Below are 22,908 nucleotides of genomic sequence, written 5' to 3'. Positions count from 1 at the left end.
CCGGGGTGGTTTTTTTGTTTTGCGGGCGGGATCCCGGCGCGGTTGATCTCAAATACGCGGGTGTTGAGCATGCGGAGATGACGCGTCCGCTCGCGGTTCTGCGCCAAAATTGGACGCGTTGCGTGGTCTTTTGGTGTGTGTGTAGTTCGTTTGTGGTGAGGTGGTTGTGGTGTTTTTGTGGGGGCGTTTCCGAGGCAAGCGCAAGTTGATGGCTGGCATCAAATTGCGTGGTTGAGTGGAGTGGCGATGGACTGGTGCTTGTTCGGAACCCCGACCTGAGCTAGAGAGCAGGCATGTCATACGCTCTTGCATTTTCACAGGCTCATTTGGTCGGAATGGCGCTCGCCAAAGTGGGTAACCCGTTGAGGGATGAACCTCTACAGACGTCGAAGCAACTTTGTGAGTTCGACGAGGATGAGTCCGAGCTGCTCACCGCCACGTTCCTGAAATCGTTCAAGTCGCTTGAGCGGCAGCAGTTTTTCCATCACTCGGACCTGAGCAGCAACGAAGTGTACTCCTACGTCGATGGTGTGTTCTCCGACCCGCACACCCTGGTGGACAACGGCGCGATGATCGCCAAGCACCTGTACGCGCAGTCGAAGCACCCACAGATCAAGTCGGGCGATCTTTGCGTTTCGTATTTGGACGGCGTGTTGGTGGATGGCGAGCCGACCCAGGCCGTCTGTATCATCAAGTCCGAGAGTCTGGTTCCTTTCTTGCAGATCGCTTTTGATGGCGATGACCTGAAGCTTAAGACTCTCGACGGGATCTATCCTGAGAAGTTGGACAAAGGCTGCCTGATCGTGAACCGCGACAAAGAAGAAGGCTATGCGGTTTATGTGTTCGACAAGAGCGGGGGCTCGACCCACTTCTGGGTGCGCGATTTCCTCGGTGTTCAGGCGGTGAAGGATGCGTCATTCCTGACCAAGCGTTACTCCGAGCTGTGCGTGGCCTTCGCGGAGAAGGGCTTGCCAGAGGACACCGACCCAGAGCAGCGCCGCGAAGTGGCGACCAAGGCGGTGAGTCAGATCTCGGAGGTGGATGAGTTCGATTTGAACGAGTTCCAGGAGAAGACATTCGACAAGCCGGAAGTGCGCCAGCAGTTCTCCGAGTTCAAAAAGAACTTCGAGGAGGAAGTCGGTAGCAAGCTTGACGAGAAGTTTGCTGTGGTCAAAGACGAGGCCAAGAAGGTGGAGAAGAAGCTCAAGAGCCGGCTCAAGCTCGACAGCGGAGCGGATATCCGTTTCTCAGCACCATTCCTCAAGAAGAAGGACGAGTTCTTTGAGAAGGGTTTCGATGAAGAACGCGGCCTGCAGTATGTGAAGATCTACTACGATCGCGAGAAGCCGGTGTAATACCGCTGCGCCAATCAGATTGCCGCCTTTGTTGGAGACCAGCTCCAGCGGAGGCGGCATTTTTGTGCCCTGATTGTCCCGTGGTGCCGAGGTGAGGGGGCGTCCGCTCCGGTGCTGCGAGGGATTTGCATCGGCGGTGGGTGCGGTGCATGGTTGGAGCAATGGCTGATACTCCGTCCTCCGCAGGGAAGCGCTACGCGTACTTCGACCTTGATCACACCATCATTCCGCACGACACGCAGTTGTTGTTCTGCAACTACGTGCTGCAGCGGGAGGGTTGGCGGCGACTGTTGTTGGTTCCGTTTCTGGCGTGTTTACCATTGGCGGCGATGCGGGTTTTGAGAGCCCGTGGGATGAAGCGGATTTTCCTGGGCTATCTGGCGGGGATGAAGCGTGAGCGCCTTGACCAATTGGCGCGTGATTTTGCGACGAAGGAGTTTCGCAAGCACGCCTACGGAGAGATTATCGAGGAGATCGACCGCTTGAAGGCGGAGGGCTATGTGCTGATCCTCAATACGGCGAGCCCGCAGATCTACGCCGAGCCGATCGCAGAAGAACTGGGCTTCGAGCGTTGCTATGCCACCCGCGTGGTCATTCCCGAGCGGATGAAGTCGCTGGCGGAAATTGTGGGGCCGAACAACAAGCGCCACGCCAAGATCGACGCCATGGCGGATATTCTCCCGGCCGGTGTGACCGGAGACAACATTGTCGCGCAGCCTGGCGCGTTGTCCTTCTCCGACAGTAAGAACGATATCCCGCTGCTGGAGCTGGCGGAAGAGGGGTTTCAAGTGAACCCGTCGGAGTCGTTCCGCGCCACGGGTGAGGAGAGGGGCTGGAAGCTTCTCACACCAAAACAGCCTTATCACGGAGAATGGGGGAACCGCTTCGCGATGTTGCGTCAGTTGTTCGGCGTTTTCCGATAGCACCAATTGAGCTGCGCAATTGGTGCGATTTTCGAGTCCCCGTTTTTTTTGGGCGTTTCGGAAACGTTGCGCGTCGTGCGGCAAGTGGGCGATGATGGGGAGATCGTGAACACGAGGCTGGCGGCGGAGCCTTCTATTTAAAGGAGGAATTGCGATTCATGTGTTTTATGTCTTGGTTCCTTATTTTGTGTTAGTTATGTAGTTGTCTCGCGTTGAGCGGATATGGGCGGGCTTTCCGGTAGTAGGGAAATCCGCGCAACCCGCGCCAGCGCTGGCGCGTAACGCAGGTCGCCTGCGTTTCTCGACTGTGCATATTTTCCTAATGGAGCCGCGTGGATATGCGCCGCATATCTCGGTGACAGCTGGGAATCATGCACGATGATTCATCGGGTAGGGGCTCCTGCCCGGTTGTTTCGAACCCTAAAGCACTATGGCGACTAAAAGCGTTCCAAGATCACAAAGCATTCCTCGATCAATGACTCCAGCAACCATCCAGGCCGAATTTTTCTCCAAGCTACGACAGCCACTGGTTTGCGAAGAGATCTTTGACACCCTCACGGACACCGTGTTCTTCGTGAAGGACGCTCTCGGCCGCTACGTGGTGGTGAACCAGACCTTGGCGGACCGCCTTGGGGTGGAGAACAAAGACGACCTGATTGGTCTGACCGTTTTGCAGTTGTTCCCGAAATCGCTTGGTGAAGGCTTCGCCAATGAAGACCGCCTGGTGCTGACCAAGGGCGAGCACATCACCGACCGTCTGACCAAGCACCTGTACCGCAACCACCGCGAAGGTTGGTCGTTGCTGCAGCGCCGACCGATCTATTCGGATGACGACAAGATCATCGGCCTGATTGGTTTGGCGAAGGATCTGCACGCTCCGAACGAGAGTGGTGAAGATTTCCGTGCGCTTTCCGAAGTGATTTCGCACGTTCAGGCGAACTTCAGCAGCGCGCTGAAAGTGCCTGAGTTGGCACGCATGGCTGGATTGTCCTCGTATCAGTTCGACCAGCGTATCCGTAAGATTTTCCAGCTGTCGCCAAGCCAGTTCATCAACAAGACCCGTGTGGATCACGCGTGTTACTTGCTGACCAACTCCGAGCAGTCGATTGCTGATATCGCGAGCTCGTGCGGCTACGCGGACCAGAGTGCGTTCACGCGTCAGTTCCGTCAGACCACCGGCCTGACACCGCGCGCCTACCGTCAGGATCACGAGCACCACAGCCACTGATCGAGCGGACCAATTGATTTAAAAAGAAAGCCGTGGCGGAGACGCCGCGGCTTTTTTTGTGCTTGGTAGCCGGGGGGGAGGGCTCCCGGCGGTGCACGGAGCGGCTAGGCCTGTTCGTCCTGGATTTCGCGCACGAGTTGTTTCACGCGAGAGGCGCTGGGCACCCCTTGGAAGGTGACTTCGATGCCCGAGCTGCCGGCGGTACCGAATTCCACATCGCCGACACCGAGTGCACCGGAGAGTCCGGACTTCTTCACGTTGATCGAGCGGATGTCGGCGATGAGTGCCTCGCGTGAGCTCTTGGCGAGCCAGCCGGAGAGGACTTCGACCCGCCGCTCGGAGATGAGGTATTCGCGGGTGGAGCGCAGCCACAGCGTGATGGAGCCGGTGAGGAGCCCCAGTGCGACCAGAGCCGCACCGATCCAGAGCTCGTAGCGCCAGCTCAGGAGTGCAATGCCGCCGGCGCACTGGGCGGCGGCGAGCGTGAGCGGGTAGGCGTAGACGAGCAGTGACGGACTTCCGACCCACAATGGTTCGCTCAGATCCTCGGCGGCGTCATCCCACGCGGTGTCCGAGCTGTCCTCCGGGTCGACAACCGGAGCATTGAGCCATTCCGCGCAGGTCCACTCCTCGCCGGTTTCGCAGTCGAGGCAGGGTTCCTCCGGATCGATCACCATCAGCTTGATCCTGTCGCGCAGTGCGTCCTCGTCGAATGGACCGAGTTCACGGCCATCGCGAATGACGACAACAGAAGCGGACATGGGGGAAGCTGGTGGGATTTTGGGTTCTATCAAATGATCGGGCACCTCGGAGTACCAGATCGCTTGATATTATTCCAGTTCTAGTCCCGACGGGCTGGTGTTTTCGGGATCCGGGAGGTAATCCTCGCGGCGCATCAGCCGGCCGATGTCGAATTGATCGATCGTGTCTTTGGCTTTGATCAGTTCGGCGATTTGCGGGGTCATGCGGTCGAGTTCCGCCACGGCCGCGCTGACCATGCCGGGCAGAGCCTGGTCCATGCCAGCTGCGGTGTTGAAGACATTGGTGATGCGGAAATACGTGCGCAGGTTGTCCCAGTTCATTTCGAACGCGCCGATGGTGAGTTGCAGGTTGGTGCGCATCAGCAACTCGGCGAGTTTTTCGCGGACTTCCGGTGGCGTGTTGTGGTTGTCCTCGGCGACCACGGCGACGGCGCCAATCGGGCCGAAGATCTGAATGGTGATGGGTACGCGGGTGTGATGGGCGTCGAAGTCCATGCGCAGTACTTCCTGATCCGGGTTGTCCACCCGGGCGAACGACCAGCCCGCTTTGGTCAGTGCGGAGGTGACAAGTTGCAGCAATTGGGAATCTTCGGCCATGGCGGGATATTGGTGGTGATTCGGGCGCCGGTCAACACCGGGGGCTGCGGTACCGTGGTCGGTGGAGGAACGCGGATCCCTTCAATCGTCACAAGCTGGTTCCCTAACTTCTGCTAGATGGCTTGCGGTAGACAAAAAAATCCGCGCACCCGATCAGGGGTAACGCGGATTGTTAAAAGTGTAGGTATGTTTGGAGGTTATTATCTAAAACAAGGAGAGCCGGATTAGAGGCTTGCCTTGAGGTTCGACGATGGGGAGAAGCGAACCGACTTCGACGCGGCGATCTGCATTTTCTCACCGGTCTTAGGGTTGCGTCCTTCGCGAGCTGCACGCTCGGAGACCTTGAAGGTTCCGAAGCCGATCAACTGGACCACACCGTCTTTCTTGACGCCGGTAGCGATCGAGTCGAGGACAGCCTTAACGGCATCTTCAGCGGCGCGCTTCGAAGTGTCTTCACCAAGTGCGCTTTGGACTGCTTCAACGAGTTCAGATTTGTTCATAGGCCTCCGATTATGCCGCTCGGGCCTTGACTGTAAAGGGGAAATTGCGTGTCAAAAGCCGGATAATTTCTTGTTCTGAAAGGGCTGAGTGGGCACAGTCAGACGATGGCAATTCATTCATTACCGGGGCGCGATCCCGAAATTCACGAGTCGGCATTTGTTGCCCCAAGCGCGGACATCATCGGCGCGGTGAAGGTGGGGAAAGATGCGAGCATTTGGTATAACGCGGTTTTGCGAGGAGATATCAACCGCATTGAAGTGGGCGAGGGATCCAATGTGCAGGATGGTTGTGTGATCCATTTGGAGAAGAACCAAGGGACTGTGATCGGCAAGTACGTGACAGTTGGTCACAAAGCGATGCTTCATGCGTGTGTCGTTGAAGACGAGTGTCTTATAGGTATGGGTTCGATTGTGATGGACGGCGCGGTGGTCGGTGCGCGTTCGATTGTCGGCGCGGGGGCATTGGTTACGATGAACACAAAGATCCCTCCGGGGTCACTGGTGCTCGGGGCTCCGGCCAAGGTGATCCGCCAACTCAGCGTGGAAGAACAGGAAGCGCTCAAGCAAGGGGCGCTCAACTACGTCGAGTACCAAAAGGACTACAAGGTAAACTAGCAGCAGGTTATGACCAGTTCAGGCGACAAGGCAGTGGTGCCGGTAGAAGTAAAAGCGGTGGTTCCGACGAGCGGGGGCTGTGCGGTTTTTTTAGGGGATGACGAGAAAGTTTTCGTGATCCACGTCGATCCTGTGGTTGGCGCGGCGATTGCGGGGGCGCTTGGTGGCGTGCCGGCGATTCGTCCTCAGACCCATGATTTGATCGGTGCCTTGTTGCTGGCGTTTGGCGGAAAAGTCGAGCGTGTGGTGGTGAACGACTTCAAGAACGATGTGTTCTACGCCCGGTTGATTTTGTCCGAGGAGAACGAAGTACAGGAGCGCAAAGTGGTCGAGCTCGACGCGCGTCCTAGTGATGCGATTGCGGTGGCGTTGCGCCAGAAAGCGCCGTTGTTTGTTGTGCAGTCGGTGTGGGACGGCGCGGAGGACGTGACTGAGCTACTGGAGAAGCTCGCCGACCAAGGGTTGGTGCCGAGGCCGGAGGACGGTGAAAATGAAATCGGCGGCCTGGACGCGGAGTGAGTGCTTCGTCCGCTTAGGGTTATTCGGACCAGAGGTCGACGTCCTCTGGTTCATCTGCAGCTTCACGCGCTTTGCGTTCGCGGGCGCGCTCTTTGGCTTTGGCGCGGGCTTCGCGGAAGAATTGTTGGATGATGGAGAGGGATTCCTCCTCGCGCACGCCTCGGGTGATCTCGCATTGGTGGTTGAGAGTCTCTGTTTGCAAGAGGTTGATCCATCCACCGGCGGCGCCGCCTTTCGGGTCGCTGATGCCGTAGACCACGCGGGATGGGCGGCAATGAACGATCGCGCCGGCGCACATCGGGCATGGTTCTTTGGTGACGTAGAGCGTGCAGTCTTCCAAGCGCCAGTCCCCGATGGCTTCCTGGGCTTGGGTGAGGACGAGCATTTCCGCGTGGGCGGTGGCGTCCTTCAAGGTTTCGACCTGGTTGAACGCGCGGCCGATGATGCGCCCTTCGTGAACGAGCACCGCACCGACCGGCACTTCGCCACGACGGTAGGCTTTCAGGGCTTCGCGGATGGCTTCGCCCATGAAGTAGTCGTCGCTTTGGAGGTCGATGATTGGCGGTTCGTCTTGGCTCATGATGGGAAAATCAGTCGGGGCCTACGATAACCCCTGATTTCGGTTCGCCAAGTTCGGGCTACGTGCTAATGAACGGAAGCAGACACGACCATCATGAACCGCTCCGATCAAATTATCATCGCCCCGTCGCTGCTCGCGGCGGATTTTGGAAAAGTCACCGAGGAAACCCAGCGCGCCGTGCGTTGCGGAGCCGATTGGATGCACCTCGACGTGATGGATGGACATTTTGTCGACAACATCTCCTTTGGTCCGGCGATGGTCGAGACCGTGGACAAAGCGACCGATGTCTTTCTCGACGTGCATTTGATGATCTCGCGTCCGGATCACTATTTGCCGCGCTTCATTGCGTCCGGTGCGGATTTGGTGACCGTGCATGTCGAGGCGGATCACGACGTGGCGGACACGCTCAAGCGCATCCGCGACGTGGGTGTGTTGGCTGGATTGGCACTGAACCCGGCCACTCCGATCAGCGAAGTCGAGCCGTACCTCGAGCTGATCGACCTCCTGCTGGTCATGACCGTGGTGCCGGGCTTTGGTGGGCAGTCGTTCATGGAGGAAACGATGCCGAAGGTCGAGCAGGCCGCGGCGTGGCGTGCGGCCCGTGAATTAGACTTCCACATCGAAGTCGATGGTGGCATCAACGCGCGTACCGGAGCCATCGCTGCCAAGGCGGGCGCCAACGTGCTGGTCGCCGGCTCGTCGACCTTCTGCGCTCCGGAGATGGGCGCGGCGATCGACGAAATCCGCGAGAACGCCGCAGCCTGCCAGGCTTGATCCAAATGAACGGTCACCTTGGCGTAACCGTTCAATCAGTATCAGGCGATCGGTCCGAGTGATTTGAGTGTCAGAACCGGTTCGCCTTTGGCGTCCGAGGCGTCGAGGTCGACTTCGACCACCAGCACCCAGTCGTTGTGTTCGTCGGAGTCGATCAATACCTGGTCGACGCGCCAGCGGCGTGCGTTTGGCAGTTCGGAAATGTGGGCATGCTTGGCATTGCGCGCTTCCGGGTCGAGGCGGATGAACTCGTGACCGTCGTAGTAGTCGTCGAGGATGGCATCCAAGCGTGGCACCGACCACTTTTCGCCGTCTCCGTCGTCGGGCTCGATCAATGTGAGAGCCGAGGTCACGCGGTCGTGTGAGAGTTCTTTGACCACGGTGAAGATGGCGTGGCGCACGGCACGGGTGAATGCCTTTTTGCTGCGGCTGATCGGGACTTCCTTTTCAGGTTTGGCCTCGGCTTTTTCTTCCAGAGCTTGTTCCGGGTGGTGCATGCGCTCCCACTCGTCGAGGAGGCTGGAGTCCACGCCGCGCAGCAGGTCGCCGAGGTATTCCTGGGCTTCGAGAACCTCGTCCGTTTTCAACCCGGGGGGCACGGTTTGCTCGAGCACTTTGTAGACATCCGAGAGGTGGCGCAGGAGCACGGCTTCCGAGCGTTCGAGGCCGTACTCTTTGACGTAGTCCTCAAAGCTCATGTACTCCTCGAACATTTCGCGCACGATCGATTTCGGGCGGATGCTTTCGGCTTCGATCCACGGCTGGGTTTCAATGAAGCGGTTGAACGAGTCGAAAATGAAGTCCTTGTCGGGTTTCGGCCATTCGACTTGTTCGAGCAGTTCCATCCGCTCGTCATAGCCGACGCCTTCTTCCTTGAGGTCGTTGATGAGGCGGGTCTTTTCTTTGTTTTGCTGGGCGACCAGCACCGCCATCGGGTTTTCGAGAATCGCTTCGACCAGCGACAACAAATGCAGCACGTAGGTTGGGGATTCGCGGTCGAGCTGTGGGATCACGTCGAGCAGGTAAAGCCCGAGTGCCTGGTTCATCGAGAAATCATCAGGCAGGTCGACGTGGAGGCGCACTTTCACATCCGATGTGCGTTCCTCCTCCGGAATGATGGTGAGGACCCCACCCCGCACTAGCCCGCGGAACATGGCAAATGCCTGGCGTCGGTGCTTGCGCTTGGCTTGATCGGTCTCGTGGCTCGCGGCGATCACCCGTTTCAGTTCGGCGCAGCCGTCCTTGTCCTTCCGTGCCATCACATTGAGCAGCATGCTGTGGCTGACCTTGAAGCGTGAGACCAGCTTCTCCGACGGCGAGCTGATGAGTTTGCGGAACGTGGACTCGTCCCATGCCACGTAGCCCTTCTCCGGTGGCTTCTTCTTGATGAGCTTGCGCTTTTTCGTGCTGGCGGCGGCTTTGGCTTCGAGCTTTTTGTTCTCGATCACGTGTTCCGGTGCCTGGGCGACGACGTAGCCTATGTTGTCGAACCCGCGGCGTCCGGCGCGGCCGGCGACTTGTTTGAAATCGCGCACCGTGAGGATCTTCGTGCCCTGCCCGTCGAACTTACAAAGCTGGGTGAAGACGACTGTGCGGATGGGCACGTTCACCCCGACGCCCAGGGTGTCGGTACCGCAGATGACTTTGAGCAACCCACGCTGGGTGAGCTTTTCCACCAGCACGCGGTATTTTGGCAGCAACCCGGCGTGGTGGATGCCAATGCCGTGGCGCAGCAGTTTGCTCACCTCTTTGCCATACGGGCTGCGGAAATTCGCCTCGTGCAGTGCTTCGGCGATCTCGCGCTTTTCTTCCTTCGAGCAAAAGTTGACCGAGGTCAGGCTTTGTGCGGTTTCGGCGCATGCTCGCTGGGCGAAATGGACGAGATAGACCGGTGCTTTGTCGTTTTGCACCAGGCTTTCGACCATTTCTGCCAGTGGGGTTTCGCTGTAGATGAACTCGAGCGGCACTGGGCGCTGGTCGGATTTGACCAAGACGGTCTCGGCTCCGGTGAGGGTGGTCAGTTCATCTTCGAAGAACTTGGTCTCGCCGAGCGTGGCGGACATCAAAAGAAAGCGCGATTGAGGCAAGGCCAGCAGCGGGATCTGCCATGCGACTCCGCGGGAGTGGTCGGAGTAATAGTGGAATTCGTCGATGATCACGTCGTCGACCTGGGCATTTTCGCCTTCGCGCAGGGCGATGTTGGCGAGGATCTCCGCGGTGCAGCAGATGATCGGAGCGTCGCGGTTGACGGTGGCGTCGCCGGTGATCATGCCGACATTTTCAGGGCCGAAGGTGCGGCACAATGAGAGGAACTTCTCGTTCGCGAGGGCTTTGATCGGGACGGTGTAGAACGAGCGGCGCCCCAGGCACAGTCCGCGGTAATGAACGGCAAGCGCGACCAGCGATTTGCCGGATCCAGTGGGAGTGTTGAGGATGACGTTTTTGTCGTCGAACAGCTCGAGGATGGCCTCTTCCTGGTGGTCGTAGGGATCGACGCCGGTTTCCACCAGCCAGTTGAGGAATGCGTTGAGTACGTCGTCGTTGGACGCGCCCTTCAGAGGTTCGAGTTTCACCGGATCAGCCACGCCCCCAACAGAGGGCAGATGTGCCGGAGCTGCAAGTGTAAGCGAGAGGGGGACTTGGTTCTTCAACCGTGAGCGAGGCGGAGTCGAGGGATCGACGGCAGGAATGCCGTCCCCCCAGCGCTGAGCGTGCATGGATTGCACGCTGGAATCGCGACGGAGTTTTACGCGCAACGACAGGAGTGTCGTTGGTCCAGCGGGGAATGGTGGTAGAGTGTGTTGAGATGGAGCTGCCACACTCCTGTGGTAGAGAGTGGTTCCCGTCATTCTGAGTGACTCACCGCGAGCCACTTCAAATCCTCCTCACCCTGCCAATCCGCGGAAGAAAATGCGATCTGCGGTGACCGAACCGCCCTTTCCCTTCGCCGGAACTTGTCGGTCTTTGGGATCTCTGGGGCTTTGCGTGAGATTTCCCATCGACGGCAGGAATGCCGTCCCCCCAGCGCTGCGCGTGCATGGATTGCACGCTGGAATCGCGACGGAGTTTTACGCGCAACGACAGGAGTGTCGTTGGTCCAGCGGGGAATGGAGGGAGAGTGTGTTGAGACGGAGCTACCACACTCCTGTGGTAGAGAGCGGTTCCCGTCATTCTGAGTGAGTCACCGGGACCCACTTCTAATCCTGGCCATCCTGCCAATCCACGGAAGAAAATGCGATCTGCGGTGACCGAACCGGCCTTTCCCTTCGCCGGAGCTGGTCGTCCTTTGGGATCTTTGGGGCTTTGCGTGAGATTTCCCATCGACGGCAGGAATGCCGTCCCCCCAGCGCTGCGCGTGCATGGATTGCACGCTGGAATCGCGACGGAGTTTTACGCGCAACGACAGGAGTGTCGTTGGTCCAGCGGGGAATGGTGGCAGAGTGTGTTGAGATGGAGCTGCCACACTCCTGTGGTAGAGAGTGGTTCCCGTCATTCTGAGTGACTTACCGGGACCCACTTCTAATCCTCGCCATCCTGCCAATCCTCGGAAGAAAATGCGATCTGCGGTGACCGAACCGGCCTTTCCCTTCGCCGGAGCTGGTCGGTCTTTGGGATCTTTGGGGCTTTGCGTGAGATTTCCCATCGACGGCAGGAATGCCGTCCCTCCAGCGCCGCGCGTGCATGGGTGAAGCTCAGCGCTCCAGTGCCAGCGCCGCGCGCCTTACTCTTCCTCGGCGAAGTCGCGGCTGGCGAGTTCGGCGTAAAGGCCGTTGAATGCCATGAGTTCGTCGTGGGTGCCGGTTTCAACGACGCTACCTCCGTCGAGGACATAGATGCGGGTGGCGTTGCGGACGGTCGAGAGTCGGTGGGCGATGACGAATGACGTGCGCTGTTCGAGCAGTCGATCGAGAGCTTGTTGGATGAGGCGCTCGGTTTCGTTGTCGACGGCGGACGTGGCTTCGTCGAGGAGAAGGATCGGTGGGTCCTTGAGCAGGGCGCGGGCGATGGAGAGGCGTTGTTTTTCTCCGCCGGAGAGTTTGACCCCACGTTCGCCGACATTGGTGTCGAGGCCTTCCGGGAGCTTGCGCACGAAGTGTCCGGCGTTCGAGGCATCGAGAGCGGCCCAGATTTCCTCATCGGAGGCGGTGCGGTCGGCCAGCACGAGGTTTTCGCGGACGGTGCCGTTGAAGAGGAATGGCTCCTGGGTGACGTAGCCGATGTGTGAGCGGAGGTCGGACTTGGCCAAGCCGGAGATGTCCTTGCCGTCGACGGTGATGCGGCCGGCGCTGCATTCGTAGAAGCGGGTGAGCAGCGAGACAATGGTCGACTTGCCGGCACCGGTCGGGCCGACCAGTGCGATGGTTTCTCCAGGTTGGGCGTCGAGGTCGATGTGACTCAGGGTCGGGGTGTCGCCGTAGGAAAAGCTGACGTCCTCAAAGCGGACATGCGCTTTGACCGGACGGGGCAGGTGGTCGCCGGTGGTGGCGTTCGGCTCGTCCTCGGTGTCGAGGATCTCGAACACGCGGTCGGCTGCGGCACGGGCGGAAAGCGCCATTTGGTTGAGCTGGTGCAGGCGTCCAACCGGCTCGTAGAAGAGCGAAATGTAGAGGAAGAATTTGAGGAACTGGTCGTGCTCCATTTGCCCCTGCATCACGCGCCAGCCACCAAAGGCAAGCACCAGTACATAGCCGGTCATGGCAATGAACGACGTGCCGGGCGAGTACATGGCCCAGTAGCGCATCACTTTGAGTGTGGCTTTGCGCAAGCGGTTGGAGAACTCATTGAAGCGTTTGTGTTCCGCTTCTTCCGACGTGTAAGCCTTGATCTGTCGCACGCCGGAGAGGTTGTCGTGCAGCAGGGCGTTCATGTCGCTGGTGGCTTCGCGCTGGGCTTTGTAGCGGTGGCGTGCGTTGCGGGTGTAAAGCCAGGCGGAGAGGGCGAGCAGCGGCACGGGGATGGTGGCCCACATGGCGACGGTGGCGTCGTTCAGGTAGAGCATGGTGCCGATGATGAGGATCTGCAGCACGGCGACGAGCCCTTGTTCGACGCCGTCGATGAGCACGCGCTCCATGGCGGTGACGTCCTCGATGACGCGGGTCATGATGTCGCCGGTGCGGCGGCTGTCGAACCAGTTGAGTGGCAGGCGCTGGATCTTTTTGTAGAGGTCCGAGCGGACATCGTAGATGACCTTTTGCTCGAACACGTTGTTCAAGATGATGCGCAGACCATTGAGAAGCTCGCGCAGGAAGAACCCACTCAGGGCGAGCAGGACCCAAGGGATGAATTCATCGAACTTTTTGTTCGGGATGATGTCACGGGTGACGTGACCGGTGACTTCCGGGAAGATGATCAGCGCCAGAGTCATCAACACGGCGCACAGCAGCTGGCCCGAGGCGAGTGTCGGGTAGCGTTTGAGGTAGGCGAATACACGAACAACAGATGACATGGCCCACGGTACGTGCGACGGCGCCGAATTGCCACCGGAGGAAGGCGGAAATGTGGGGTGCTACCGAGTGCTGAAAATTACCAGCCGAAGCCGAAGACAATCTTAAGCAGGCTCCAGATCGAGCGCGGGATGAACGGGATCGCAGCGATCGGGGTGAGCAGCGCGACGTCGGCCAGCACGCGCAGGACGTCCGGTTTGAAACGGTGACGCTGCCAGTGGATGATCCCAATCAGTCCCGCCGAGGCCGCGATGCAGCTGAAGAACACGGAGTAGTATTCCGGATAGTTTTGATCAAACAGGATGCTGGTCAGCGGGAATGCCAGGGCTCCGCCAAAAAGAATGATGATGAAACGCGGCAAGATCTCGCGGATGTCCGGGAAGAACCGTGTGATGGCGGCGCGGTCGTTGACTCGGTCCGGTTGCCATTCCCAGACTGCGATGGCGATGCAGTTGAGTGCGCACAGAGCGGCGAAGAAGAGCACGTCCGGTTCCTTCAGGATCTGGACCATTGCAATAATGGGCGCGAGCAAACCGGCGGCACCGATGTTGGTGAACGTGCCGGCGTAGACAGTGGCGGGTAGCGACACGCCGATGGCGAAGATCGCACCGCAGAGAAGTTCTTTGGGCAGGACGGCACCGTTGGTGGCTGCGATGGCGCGGGCGTGGATGAGGTAAAGCACCACCACCCCGGCGACGAGCAGCCCACCGGTGACCAGTTGGCCGGGCAACTGGGTGAGCGCCAGGTTGGAGCCGACGACCATGGCCACGGCCAGGGCACCTGTCAGTGGGATCCTCCACAGACGGTGGAACCGGTGACGCCCGGTCATGGCCTCAACCGATGGCTTGCGTTTGGTGTCGAACAAATGATCGAGCGTGTAAACGCACCACACAGCGAGCGCGAGTACCTTGTAGGCTTCGAATGGAACGAAGACATCGCGGCATGCGGCAAAGAGCGCGAGCCAAACAATCGCCACCAGTGGGGCGTCCAGGTTGAGGTAGTTGGCTGCCATCCACCAACGCAAGCGCGGCTCATCGTGCCCGGATGTGGACACGGTGGCGGACGATGGAGGTGCGGAGGAGGACATGAACGAGGCCGGGGCGAAGCGGATGATGAGTGGCGCGGTTAGCGGGAGATTGACTAATTTCCGCTGGTTTGCGCAAGGATGGATGGCACGAAGTGCACATCGTATTCCACCGCATTCATAAACGTGGCGTATTTTGGATGCCAGCCTGTTGAGCGAAGTTTTCTGTTACTTACCGCTTTGTTCGTCCAGCCGCGGCGTTTGCCCAGGCTGCGTGGGGCTTCGTCCGGCATCGGGCGGTCGAAGTGTAACGACAGCAGTGAGTAGAGTGCGCGTTGGGTGATTTGCGAGTCATCGGAGACGTTGAAGACACCGGACGCGTTATAGTTGACCAGATGGACAATGGCGGCGGCCGCGTCGTCGCGGTGGATCTGGTTGAGGATGCGTTCGACGCCTTCGTCGATGGTGGCGGTGCCATCAAAGAAGCGCTTGAGCACGACCGAGCGGCCGGGCCCGTAGATTCCCGCTAGGCGCACCGCGATACCACCGGATCTGACTGCCAGGCCCTCGCCTTCGAGCAGGACGTCGCCGGTCGGGCGCAGTGGCACGGTGACGCTGAGTTCGTCGACTTCCGAGCCGTCGGTCTGGCCGTAGACCGAAGTCGAGCTGGTGAAGACGAATCGTTTCGGTTGGAGGGCGGCCATCAGGTGTTCGCTGCCGCGGGCGTACAGGTTGTGGTAGGCTTCGGCATCTCCGCCGCGGGTGCTGGCACAATGGACGACGACATCCACCTTGGTCTCGAGGTGCTTTGCCACGGCGTCTAGCGATGCGCGGTCGGTCAGGTCACAGGCTTGAAGTTCGACGCCGTCTGGAGCGGTGGTTCCATCGAGAGATTTCACCAGACCGATCACGCGGTCGCCCAAGTGGGCAAATTGACGCGCCAGTTCACTGCCAAGGTAACCGCATCCTGCAATGACAATGACTCGTGGTTTTTGCCCGCCTGGTAATCCTGAATCCATGGAAAAGTCTGCTTTGATGCTTTTTAACAACCGACGAATTGCCTAGCTTGAGACAACCCGCCATGAGTGAGCCGACCGCCCCAATAGACGATCCAACGCAACGCAAAAGGAAGCGACGCCGTGCCGACTGGCGCAACCGCCTCTATACGGTCATTTTCCACTCGAACACACCGGCAGGCAAGGCATTCGACGTCGCACTTTTGTTCTGCATCATCGGGAGCGTCGGCGCAGTGATGCTCGAGAGCACGCCGCAGATCGATGCGGTGATCCACCAGCAACTGCGCACACTTGAGTGGGTCTTCACCATTGGATTCACCATCGAGTACATCTTGCGCCTGATCAGCGCGCGCAATTGGAAGAGCTATGCCTTTAGCTTTTTCGGGATCGTCGATTTGCTCTCCACCATCCCGACCTACCTTCAGTTCTTCCTCCCTGGCGGTCAGTATTTGTTGGTGATCCGGGTGCTGCGACTACTGCGCATGTTCCGTGTGTTGAAAATGGCGAGGCACCTGCGGGAGGCGGACCTTTTTCTTACTGCGCTTAAGGCGGGGCGCCCCAAGATCATGGTGTTTCTCTTTACCATTACCGCTTTGGTGATGGTGATCGGCACGGTGATGTATTTGATCGAAGGGCCTGAGCATGGCTTCACAAGCATCCCGAGATCGGTTTACTGGGCGGTCGTGACGATTACCACGGTGGGTTATGGCGATATCAGCCCGGAGACTTGGTTTGGGCAGTTTGTGGCGTCGATCGCGATGATCACAGGCTGGGCGGTGCTTGCGGTGCCGACGGGGATCATCGGGGTGGAAGTGGCCCGCCGGTCCGGGATCGGTGGCGCACCACCGGAGGAGACTGGCACCGCTGGATTTAGCAGTGCCGGGATTCTGGATGCCTCTGCGCCGGATTGTCCGCGTTGCGGCTTCCACGGCGTGATGATTGACCACCGATACTGCGCCCGTTGCGGGAAAAAGCTGCCGGAGCCCCATGTGGATGATGGGGCCCCCCAGTAGCTTGCCTTGACGCTGAGATTTGCGGCTACCAGCGGATTTCCCACGCGTCTTCGAGCGGGTGGAAGCCGCCGCCGGGGAGGCGCACGATGAGTCGGCCTCCGCCGTCGATGCCGGTTGCCACGCCGTGGACTGGTTCGCTTTGTTCGCGGGTCATGGCGGTGATGGTGCGGCCGCTGACGCAGTCGAGTTGCTCGAAGCGCTCGAGAATGTGGCGGGGATCCTGCCACGCCAAGGGCAGTGTTTTGAGCAGGCTGGCCACCGCATTGCCGGCGATTTGGTTGATGTCGTGGGCGTCGCCGGTGAGCTGGCGCAGGGAAACCGCGCGATCCGCGATTTCACCGCCGAATGTGGATTGGTTGATGTTGAGGCCAAAGCCCACGACGACGAAACCCGAAGTCGGTGAGCTGATCTGTGTCTCGACCAAAATTCCGCCGAGCTTGCGGTCGTCGGCGTAGAGATCGTTCGGCCATTTTACCCGGACGGCGGCAGGCATGGCATCGGCCAGCGCAATGCCGGCGGCCAGGGTCAGCAGGCGCCAGCGTTCCGGTGGGGCGTCGGGATGCAGCATCAGCGACCCCGTCAATGCGGTGCCAGGTTCCGCCTGCCAACTGCGGCCACGGCGCCCGCGCCCCGCGGTTTGTGATTCGGCGAACAAGGCCACAGGGGCCTTCATGCCGCGGCGGCCCCAGTCGAGCAGGGTCGAATTGGTCGATGCGGTTTCCGCCATCACGCGCACGTCGCATTCCGGCGACGCGGCGAGTTGTGTTTCGATCAGATCCGGATTGAGAATCATGAGGGGGAGGGGTGATTGAGAGCGCAGGACGAGTCAGTTTGGTCGCGGCGCGTCTTTGCTGACTTTGGCTGACGCCTCGTTGAGAGTAGCGGCGACCTCCTCCGCTTCCTTGGCGCTTTCCCAGCCGGGAACCTGGCCGCTACCGCCGGCTATCGGCTCCATCACATTCGGCGCCATCAACACCTTGCCATTCACAATAATTGCGAGCCGCTTGCCGAGGTTTTCCTTGGTGATTTTAAAGAGTTTCGGTGCGCCCTTCTCGTTGAAGTCCAGATGAAGGATGTTCCCCTCATCCGGAACGAATCCACCGCTGGCCATTTTCAGGTCGGCTTCGTTGAGATCCTCGGGGGCACGTAGCTTCAAACTTTCTTCTCCCAGCGGAAGTTCGATTGCGAAATCCTCGCCCGGCTGAGCAACGGTTCGGAACTCAAGAACTCCTGCCACTGCCGATACAGCGAATGCCAACCATGTAGCGGCGATCATTGGGATTGTTTTCATGCGGTGTGTATTACTGGTGTTGGGGATTGTTTGGAATGGTGAAGTCCAAAATAACTTCTATCCTGCAATCTGCCGAAAAATGCGACCTGCGGCGAACGTCGCTCCATTCACCGCCACCGGAGCTGAGAGGCCTTCGGGATCTTTGGGGCTTTGCGTGAGGTAATCGGCAAGGTCGCTGCGCTCCTTTGGGGCCAAACTGACGGCTGGAATGCCGACCCACCAGCGCTTCGCGGGAGTGTGGTGCAGGTTAGCCTTTGCCGTCCAGGCCGAGGTCGAGGGAGACGGCGGAATGGGTGAGGGCACCGACGGAGATGAAATCGACTCCGGTTTCTGCGACGGCGCGGATGGTGTCCAATGTGATCCCGCCGCTGGCTTCGAACTCGACCGATGACCCGGAGGCCTCGCGCATGGCGACGGCCTGGCGCAGCACCTTGGGTGGCATGTTGTCGAGTAGAACGCGTTGGACGTCGGTGAGGTGGAGAACTTCTTCGAGTTGTTCGAGGGTATCGACTTCGATTTCCACTGCGACGGCCGGGTGGTCGGCGTGGAGGCGGTCGATGGCTTCCTGCATGGCGGCGATGCCGCGTTGGGCGAGCATGTGGTTGTCTTTGACCATCACCATGTCGTAGAGGCCCATGCGGTGGTTTACCGCGCCGCCTGCGATGACGGCGGCTTTTTCCAGGTAGCGCCAGCCCGGGGTGGTTTTGCGGGTGTCGAGGATCTTCACGCCGGTCCCTGCTACGGCATCGACGTAGCGCTTGGTGGCGGTGGCGACGCCGGAGAGGCGTTGCAGGTAGTTGAGGGCGGTGCGCTCGGCGGTGACGATGCTGGCGGCTTTGCCGGATATCCGCATCACGATTGACCCGCGCTCGAGAGGTGCGCCGTCGTTGAGTAGCAGCTCCACATTGAGCGACGGGTCGACTTGGCGTAGTGCTTCCACGGCGGGCTCCGTGCCGGCGAGTACACCGGGTTCGCGGGCGCAGAGGTCGACGGTCATTTCGCATTCCGGATCGAGGAAATACTGGGCGGTGAGGTCACCGGGCGTGCCCAGGTCTTCTTCCAGCGCGGCGCGCACGTGATCTTCGAGGTTGGGAATGGCGGACATGGGAGCAATTTAAGCCGCGTCCTGACGCGTGATCAACTCATTGGCATGGCGGACTGGCAGAAATAGGCTGGATAGGAACCCTGCCTCTGTGGGGGGCGTGCGACTTTCTCTCATTGCCAAAAATCCCATCGTCGAATTTTCCGCGAGCGGGTATCCGATTGACCGCACCCCGCATATCCGCTTCCCTATGCGCGACATGGCTGCCCCCGGACCTCGCAAACGCACGACGCGCAAAAAATCTACCACCAAGAAGAAGGCGGCCAGTTCGCGTGGTGGTGCCAAAAAGAAGGCAGCGAAACGTAAGGCTCCCGCCAAACGTGCGCGCCGCAAGCGCCCGGCCGCACGCCGGAAAAAGGGCTCGTTCAAACAACGCTTCCTGCGGCTTGCGCTGCTTTCCGGAATCCTGGGCTTTCTCGGCTTGGCGGTGGTGTTGTTCGTCTACGCCCGGATGGCTGCATCCTATGACTTGTCGGACATTTCGAGGATGCCCGAGCGCTCTCGGATCCTCGATGTCAAAGGGCGTGAGATCGGCTCTCTGCATGGAGAGAACCGCGAGACCGTCCCGCTTGGCGAGGTTTCTCCTGTGTTCATCGATGCCCTGTTGGCGCGGGAGGACAGTCGGTTCTACGAGCACGGCGGGGTGGACTACTTTGGCGTCGTACGTGCGGCGATCCGCAACGTGAAGGAGATGAGCAACGTCCAGGGGGCGAGCACCTTGTCGATGCAGTTGGCGCGCAACCGGTTTGGGCTCAAGGACAAGACCTACCACCGCAAGTTGTTGGAGGTGATGATTACGCGGCGGCTTGAGGCGATGTATTCCAAAGATCAGCTGCTCGAGGCGTACGTGAATTTGATCTACTACGGCAGTGGGATCTACGGCATCCAGCGGGCGAGTGAGGTCTATTTTGAGAAGCCGGCCAGGGATTTGACCACGTCGGAAGCTGCGATGTTGGCTGGGATTATCCGTGGGCCTACGCCGTTTTCGCCGTTCCGCAATCTGGACGCGGCGAAGGACCAGATGCGTCAGGTGTTGGACCGCATGGTCGACACGGGGGCGCTGACTGTGGCGGAAGCCGAGGCCGCGAAGAAGGCGCCGGTCCACATCCGCCCGCCGGAGCGTCGGATCATCAACGACACGTACGCGCTGGATATCGTGCGGCGTGAGCTCGATTTGCTCTTGGACGACGAGCTCGCTGTGGAAGGTGGATTGCAGATTTTCACGACGTTGGACACGGACCTGCAGAGTGCTGCGCTGACATCGCTTAATAGTCACTTGGAGAGCATCGAAGCGTTGCCGGGCTATCGTCACCAGAAGAAGGCGGACTTTCATTCCGCGGTGCGCAATGGTGTGCGGACCGCGCCGCGCTACCTGCAAGGTGCGGTGGTGGTGATCGACAACAAAACCGGAGGGATCCGTGCCATCGTCGGTGGGCGGGACTTGCGGGACAGCTCGTACAACCGCGCCATTCAAGCTAAGCGACAGGTCGGATCGATCTTCAAGCCGATGGTTTATGCCACTGCCTTCAGCAAAGGCATGCTTCAGTATCAGCGGGTGGACGACGGGCCGATCCGTCCGGGCGAGATTCAGGGGGCACCGCGATCGTGGCGGCCGTCGAACTCGGATGGCAAGTACATGGGGATCCAGCCGGCGGAGGTCGGGTTGATCAAGTCGCGCAACACAATGACCGTGCGCGTAGGCAACTATGCCGGGCTGAAAGATGTGAAGTACACCGCCGATGCGGTGGGGCTTGGCTATGACCTGCCGAATGGCCCGTCCATCTTCCTTGGTAGTTTTGAATCGACGCTCAAGGATATCACCAGCGCCTACACGGTTTTCCCGAACGGAGGCATGAAGAACCGGCCGTTTGTGATCAGCCAGATCCGCACGCGCGATGGGCGGATTGTCTACAATTCCGGGGTGATGGGATCGTCGGTGATTGCTCCCGGAGCGGCGCAGCTGACCGGCCGTGTTCTGGAGAAGGCGATGATGGCAGGTGGTACGGGAGTTGGGGCGCGGAGTTTGGGCTTCCGCGCGCCGGCGGGCGGCAAGACCGGAACGACCAATGATTACCGCGATGCGTGGTTTGTTGGGTTTACCGAATCGTTGACTGCCGGGGTGTGGGTCGGGCTCGACCAGAACCAGCGCACGATCGGGGGGGGCTATGGATCGCGCTTGGCGTTGCCGGTTTGGACCCAGGTCATGCTGACGGCTCAGAAGAATGGTTACCCGATGGGCGAACTTGGCTTTGGCCGCGATCTTGTGAGTGTGTCGCTGTGCCGTGAGAGCGGTCTGCTTGCGACCAAGTTCTGCCGCCAGGCGGGGCTCGAGACCAACACGAGGATGCCAAAGGATTTGAAGCCGGCACGTGCGTGCGGTCACAAGCATGACAACCAGCGCTCGTGGTTGGAGCGCACATTCAGCCGCTAATCTGCGCCCGCCGTCCTCGCGCGGGACGGTGGGATGTGCTATGGCTTGCCCTCATGTCAGGACCGACCAGTCATACCGAACCGCTTACGCTCGATCAGGCGGAGAAACTCCGCGGGATCCTTGAGCGCAAGGGCTTCACATTCTCCGCCAAGCCGTACTCGATCTATTCGGCGGCGAAGAAGTCGGAGAATGTGAATGTGACCGTGTACGAGAAGGGGCCAAAGGTGCTGATCCAAGGCAAGGGAACGCGCGAATTCCTCGAGTTCGTGCTCGAGCCGGAGATCACGGGCAAGGCGGTGATCGGCTATGAAGCGGTGCACAACCCGGAAATGAACGCGCCGCATTTTGGCATCGACGAGTCGGGCAAAGGCGACTTTTTCGGGCCGCTGGTGGTGGCTGGCGTGTATACGGATGAATCGATGGCGGCCGGGTTGATTGCCGCCGGGGTGCAGGACTCGAAAGCGATCAAGTCCGACCGCAAGATCCGCGATCTGGCGAAAAAGATCCGCGAAACCCCAGGCATCGCATACGACGTGCTGGAACTGCGGCCGGAAACCTACAACCGCCTCTACGCGAAGTTCGGCAATTTGAACCAAATGCTCGCCTGGGGGCACGCCACGGTGATCGCAAATTTGCATCAAAAGCGTCCCGATTGTCCGCGTGCGTTGTCCGATCAGTTTGCCAATCCAAGGGTACTTAAACAGGCGTTAGGTAGACAGAAGATTGCTATCGAATTGGAGCAGAAAACGAAGGCGGAAAGTGATGTGGCTGTGGCTGCTGCGTCGATCCTGGCGCGCGATCATTTCGTCCGATGGATGGATCGAGCGAGCACGGATCAGCGTGTGATGATGCCTCGTGGAGCCGGTCCCAAGGTTTTGACGGTTGGTCGGCAACTGGTTGAGCGTGAAGGTTCTCAGATTCTTGAAAGTGTGGCGAAATTGCATTTTCGGACGGCTTCTCAGTTGACGAACTGAGCTCAGAGAGTAAGGAAGGGGCGCCAATCGAATTCATTTATTTCACCTGAATGTCTGACGAAAATTCCATCAAGTCCAAGACCATCACCAAGCGTGATTTGGTCGTCGAGATCGCTAACCGTACCGGTCTCACCCAGCAGAAAGTTTTCGATGTGATCCAGTACACCATGGATGACATCACCAATCATCTCGCGCTCGGCAATCAGGTCGTGATGCGCAATTTCGGCACCTTCCAAGTCCGCCGGACGAAGAAGAAAATCGGCCGTAACCCGAACCAGCCAGGTACCGATGTGGTGATCCCACCGCGCTCGGTGGTGAAGTTCAAGCCTGGTAAGGAGATGAAAGAGCGCGTCGAAGGGGCGCAGCCAGTCATCGACTAAGCCATTGAGGCTGACAAATTTCAGGCCGCCTCCGGGGATTCAGATCCTTGGAGGCGGCCTTTTTTATATCCATGATGAAATTCGAGCTGATGCTAGAATCGGGCTTGTCACGGGTGAGATGACTTCCTTATGGTCGGCGCCCCATGTCCGTTCGTCTGATTCGCTTTTGTCTGCTCTCTTTGTTCACCTGCGCTGTGTGGGGGCTGTGCGCATGCCAATCCACGCCGCACGTGATCGTGCTTGAGGACGGGCGTGAGTTGTACTCGATCGATGAGCCGACGATGCACGAGAAGACGGGCTATTACCGCTTCCGCTGTGGTGAGAAGAAGGACCGGATGGTGGATGCCTCGGAGGTGGCGCGGTTTTACCCGCGTTGAGCCA

At 59.4% G+C, this 22,908-nt stretch carries 22 protein-coding genes; 11 read left to right on the top strand and 11 right to left on the bottom strand.

The genetic code is table 11. The annotated features are described in order from the left end of the window. Positions 1-293: 293 nt before the first annotated feature. From G3M56_RS01570 to G3M56_RS01560, 3 genes are all read left to right on the top strand, one after another. Positions 294-1,355 (top strand): nucleoid-associated protein, encoded by a 1,062-nt coding sequence (locus G3M56_RS01570; RefSeq protein WP_164363901.1) that lies wholly within the window; start codon positions 294-296, stop codon positions 1,353-1,355. A gap of 161 nt (positions 1,356-1,516) precedes the next feature. Next, the gene (locus tag G3M56_RS01565) at positions 1,517-2,278 is read left to right on the top strand and encodes an HAD family hydrolase (protein ID WP_164363903.1); all 762 of its coding nucleotides are present in this window, start codon (positions 1,517-1,519) and stop codon (positions 2,276-2,278) included. 475 nt (positions 2,279-2,753) lie between these two features. Then, positions 2,754-3,506 (top strand): AraC family transcriptional regulator, encoded by a 753-nt coding sequence (locus tag G3M56_RS01560; RefSeq protein WP_164363905.1) that lies wholly within the window; start codon positions 2,754-2,756, stop codon positions 3,504-3,506. A 104-nt stretch (positions 3,507-3,610) separates the two neighbouring features. Here the strand turns inward: G3M56_RS01560 and G3M56_RS01555 are convergent, their stop codons facing one another. The 3 genes from G3M56_RS01555 to G3M56_RS01545 form a co-directional block, all read right to left on the bottom strand. Continuing rightward, positions 3,611-4,267: a PH domain-containing protein gene (locus G3M56_RS01555; RefSeq protein WP_164363907.1), complete on the bottom strand. Its 657-nt coding sequence runs from the start codon at positions 4,265-4,267 to the stop codon at positions 3,611-3,613. Positions 4,268-4,336: 69 nt separating this feature from the next. Next, on the bottom strand, positions 4,337-4,864 hold the full coding sequence (locus tag G3M56_RS01550; protein ID WP_164363909.1) for a YbjN domain-containing protein: 528 nt from the start codon (positions 4,862-4,864) through the stop codon (positions 4,337-4,339). A gap of 224 nt (positions 4,865-5,088) precedes the next feature. Next, on the bottom strand, positions 5,089-5,364 hold the full coding sequence (locus G3M56_RS01545; RefSeq protein ID WP_164363911.1) for an HU family DNA-binding protein: 276 nt from the start codon (positions 5,362-5,364) through the stop codon (positions 5,089-5,091). Positions 5,365-5,469: 105 nt separating this feature from the next. Here G3M56_RS01545 and G3M56_RS01540 point away from each other — a divergent pair, with 105 nt between their 5' ends. Both G3M56_RS01540 and G3M56_RS01535 read left to right on the top strand, forming a co-directional pair. After that, positions 5,470-5,979 carry a gamma carbonic anhydrase family protein gene (locus G3M56_RS01540; RefSeq protein WP_164363913.1) on the top strand — a complete coding sequence of 170 codons (510 nt, stop codon included), beginning with the start codon at positions 5,470-5,472 and terminating at the stop codon, positions 5,977-5,979. A 9-nt stretch (positions 5,980-5,988) separates the two neighbouring features. After that, positions 5,989-6,498 (top strand): bifunctional nuclease family protein, encoded by a 510-nt coding sequence (locus G3M56_RS01535; protein WP_164363915.1) that lies wholly within the window; start codon positions 5,989-5,991, stop codon positions 6,496-6,498. Positions 6,499-6,517: 19 nt separating this feature from the next. Here G3M56_RS01535 and tadA read toward each other — a convergent pair whose 3' ends face one another. After that, complete coding sequence (tadA, locus tag G3M56_RS01530; protein ID WP_164363917.1) at positions 6,518-7,078, bottom strand: tRNA adenosine(34) deaminase TadA; 561 nt, start codon at positions 7,076-7,078, stop codon at positions 6,518-6,520. A 93-nt stretch (positions 7,079-7,171) separates the two neighbouring features. Here tadA and rpe point away from each other — a divergent pair, with 93 nt between their 5' ends. Further along, positions 7,172-7,852, top strand: a complete 681-nt coding sequence (rpe, locus tag G3M56_RS01525) for a ribulose-phosphate 3-epimerase (RefSeq protein ID WP_164363919.1) — start codon at positions 7,172-7,174, stop codon at positions 7,850-7,852. Between the two features lie 41 nt (positions 7,853-7,893). Here the strand turns inward: rpe and G3M56_RS01520 are convergent, their stop codons facing one another. The 4 genes from G3M56_RS01520 to G3M56_RS01505 all read right to left on the bottom strand — a co-directional run bounded on the left by G3M56_RS01520 (position 7,894) and on the right by G3M56_RS01505 (position 15,339). Beyond that, positions 7,894-10,569: a DEAD/DEAH box helicase gene (locus tag G3M56_RS01520; RefSeq protein WP_164363921.1), complete on the bottom strand. Its 2,676-nt coding sequence runs from the start codon at positions 10,567-10,569 to the stop codon at positions 7,894-7,896. Positions 10,570-11,573: 1,004 nt separating this feature from the next. Then, complete coding sequence (locus tag G3M56_RS01515; protein WP_164363923.1) at positions 11,574-13,298, bottom strand: ABC transporter ATP-binding protein; 1,725 nt, start codon at positions 13,296-13,298, stop codon at positions 11,574-11,576. A 77-nt stretch (positions 13,299-13,375) separates the two neighbouring features. After that, positions 13,376-14,383 (bottom strand): hypothetical protein, encoded by a 1,008-nt coding sequence (locus G3M56_RS01510; RefSeq protein WP_164363926.1) that lies wholly within the window; start codon positions 14,381-14,383, stop codon positions 13,376-13,378. A gap of 53 nt (positions 14,384-14,436) precedes the next feature. Continuing rightward, on the bottom strand, positions 14,437-15,339 hold the full coding sequence (locus tag G3M56_RS01505; protein WP_164363928.1) for an NAD-dependent epimerase/dehydratase family protein: 903 nt from the start codon (positions 15,337-15,339) through the stop codon (positions 14,437-14,439). 62 nt (positions 15,340-15,401) lie between these two features. On the opposite strand from G3M56_RS01505, the gene G3M56_RS01500 reads away from it, so the two are divergent. Continuing rightward, positions 15,402-16,349, top strand: coding sequence for an ion transporter (locus G3M56_RS01500; protein ID WP_164363930.1), 948 nt, complete (start codon positions 15,402-15,404; stop codon positions 16,347-16,349). Positions 16,350-16,374: 25 nt separating this feature from the next. On the opposite strand, the gene G3M56_RS01495 is transcribed toward G3M56_RS01500, so the two are convergent. The 3 genes from G3M56_RS01495 to nadC form a co-directional block, all read right to left on the bottom strand. Continuing rightward, positions 16,375-17,142: a biotin--[acetyl-CoA-carboxylase] ligase gene (locus G3M56_RS01495; protein WP_164363932.1), complete on the bottom strand. Its 768-nt coding sequence runs from the start codon at positions 17,140-17,142 to the stop codon at positions 16,375-16,377. A gap of 33 nt (positions 17,143-17,175) precedes the next feature. Then, positions 17,176-17,640 (bottom strand): SecDF P1 head subdomain-containing protein, encoded by a 465-nt coding sequence (locus tag G3M56_RS01490; RefSeq protein WP_164363934.1) that lies wholly within the window; start codon positions 17,638-17,640, stop codon positions 17,176-17,178. 247 nt (positions 17,641-17,887) lie between these two features. Beyond that, positions 17,888-18,745, bottom strand: a complete 858-nt coding sequence (nadC, locus tag G3M56_RS01485; protein WP_164363936.1) for a carboxylating nicotinate-nucleotide diphosphorylase — start codon at positions 18,743-18,745, stop codon at positions 17,888-17,890. A gap of 196 nt (positions 18,746-18,941) precedes the next feature. On the opposite strand from nadC, the gene G3M56_RS01480 reads away from it, so the two are divergent. The 4 genes from G3M56_RS01480 to G3M56_RS01465 all read left to right on the top strand — a co-directional run bounded on the left by G3M56_RS01480 (position 18,942) and on the right by G3M56_RS01465 (position 22,904). After that, positions 18,942-21,173 (top strand): transglycosylase domain-containing protein, encoded by a 2,232-nt coding sequence (locus G3M56_RS01480; RefSeq protein WP_164363937.1) that lies wholly within the window; start codon positions 18,942-18,944, stop codon positions 21,171-21,173. Between the two features lie 53 nt (positions 21,174-21,226). Then, on the top strand, positions 21,227-22,147 hold the full coding sequence (gene rnhC, locus G3M56_RS01475) for a ribonuclease HIII (RefSeq protein WP_164363939.1): 921 nt from the start codon (positions 21,227-21,229) through the stop codon (positions 22,145-22,147). A 50-nt stretch (positions 22,148-22,197) separates the two neighbouring features. After that, positions 22,198-22,527 carry an HU family DNA-binding protein gene (locus tag G3M56_RS01470; protein ID WP_164363941.1) on the top strand — a complete coding sequence of 110 codons (330 nt, stop codon included), beginning with the start codon at positions 22,198-22,200 and terminating at the stop codon, positions 22,525-22,527. A 143-nt stretch (positions 22,528-22,670) separates the two neighbouring features. Then, on the top strand, positions 22,671-22,904 hold the full coding sequence (locus G3M56_RS01465) for a YgdI/YgdR family lipoprotein (protein WP_164363943.1): 234 nt from the start codon (positions 22,671-22,673) through the stop codon (positions 22,902-22,904). Positions 22,905-22,908 lie beyond the last annotated feature (4 nt).

The sequence above is a fragment of the Sulfuriroseicoccus oceanibius genome (assembly GCF_010681825.2).
Classification (GTDB): domain Bacteria; phylum Verrucomicrobiota; class Verrucomicrobiia; order Verrucomicrobiales; family SLCJ01; genus Sulfuriroseicoccus; species Sulfuriroseicoccus oceanibius.
The sequence above is the reverse complement of the archived record's forward strand: the minus strand, read 5'-3'. Positions and strand labels throughout refer to the sequence as shown.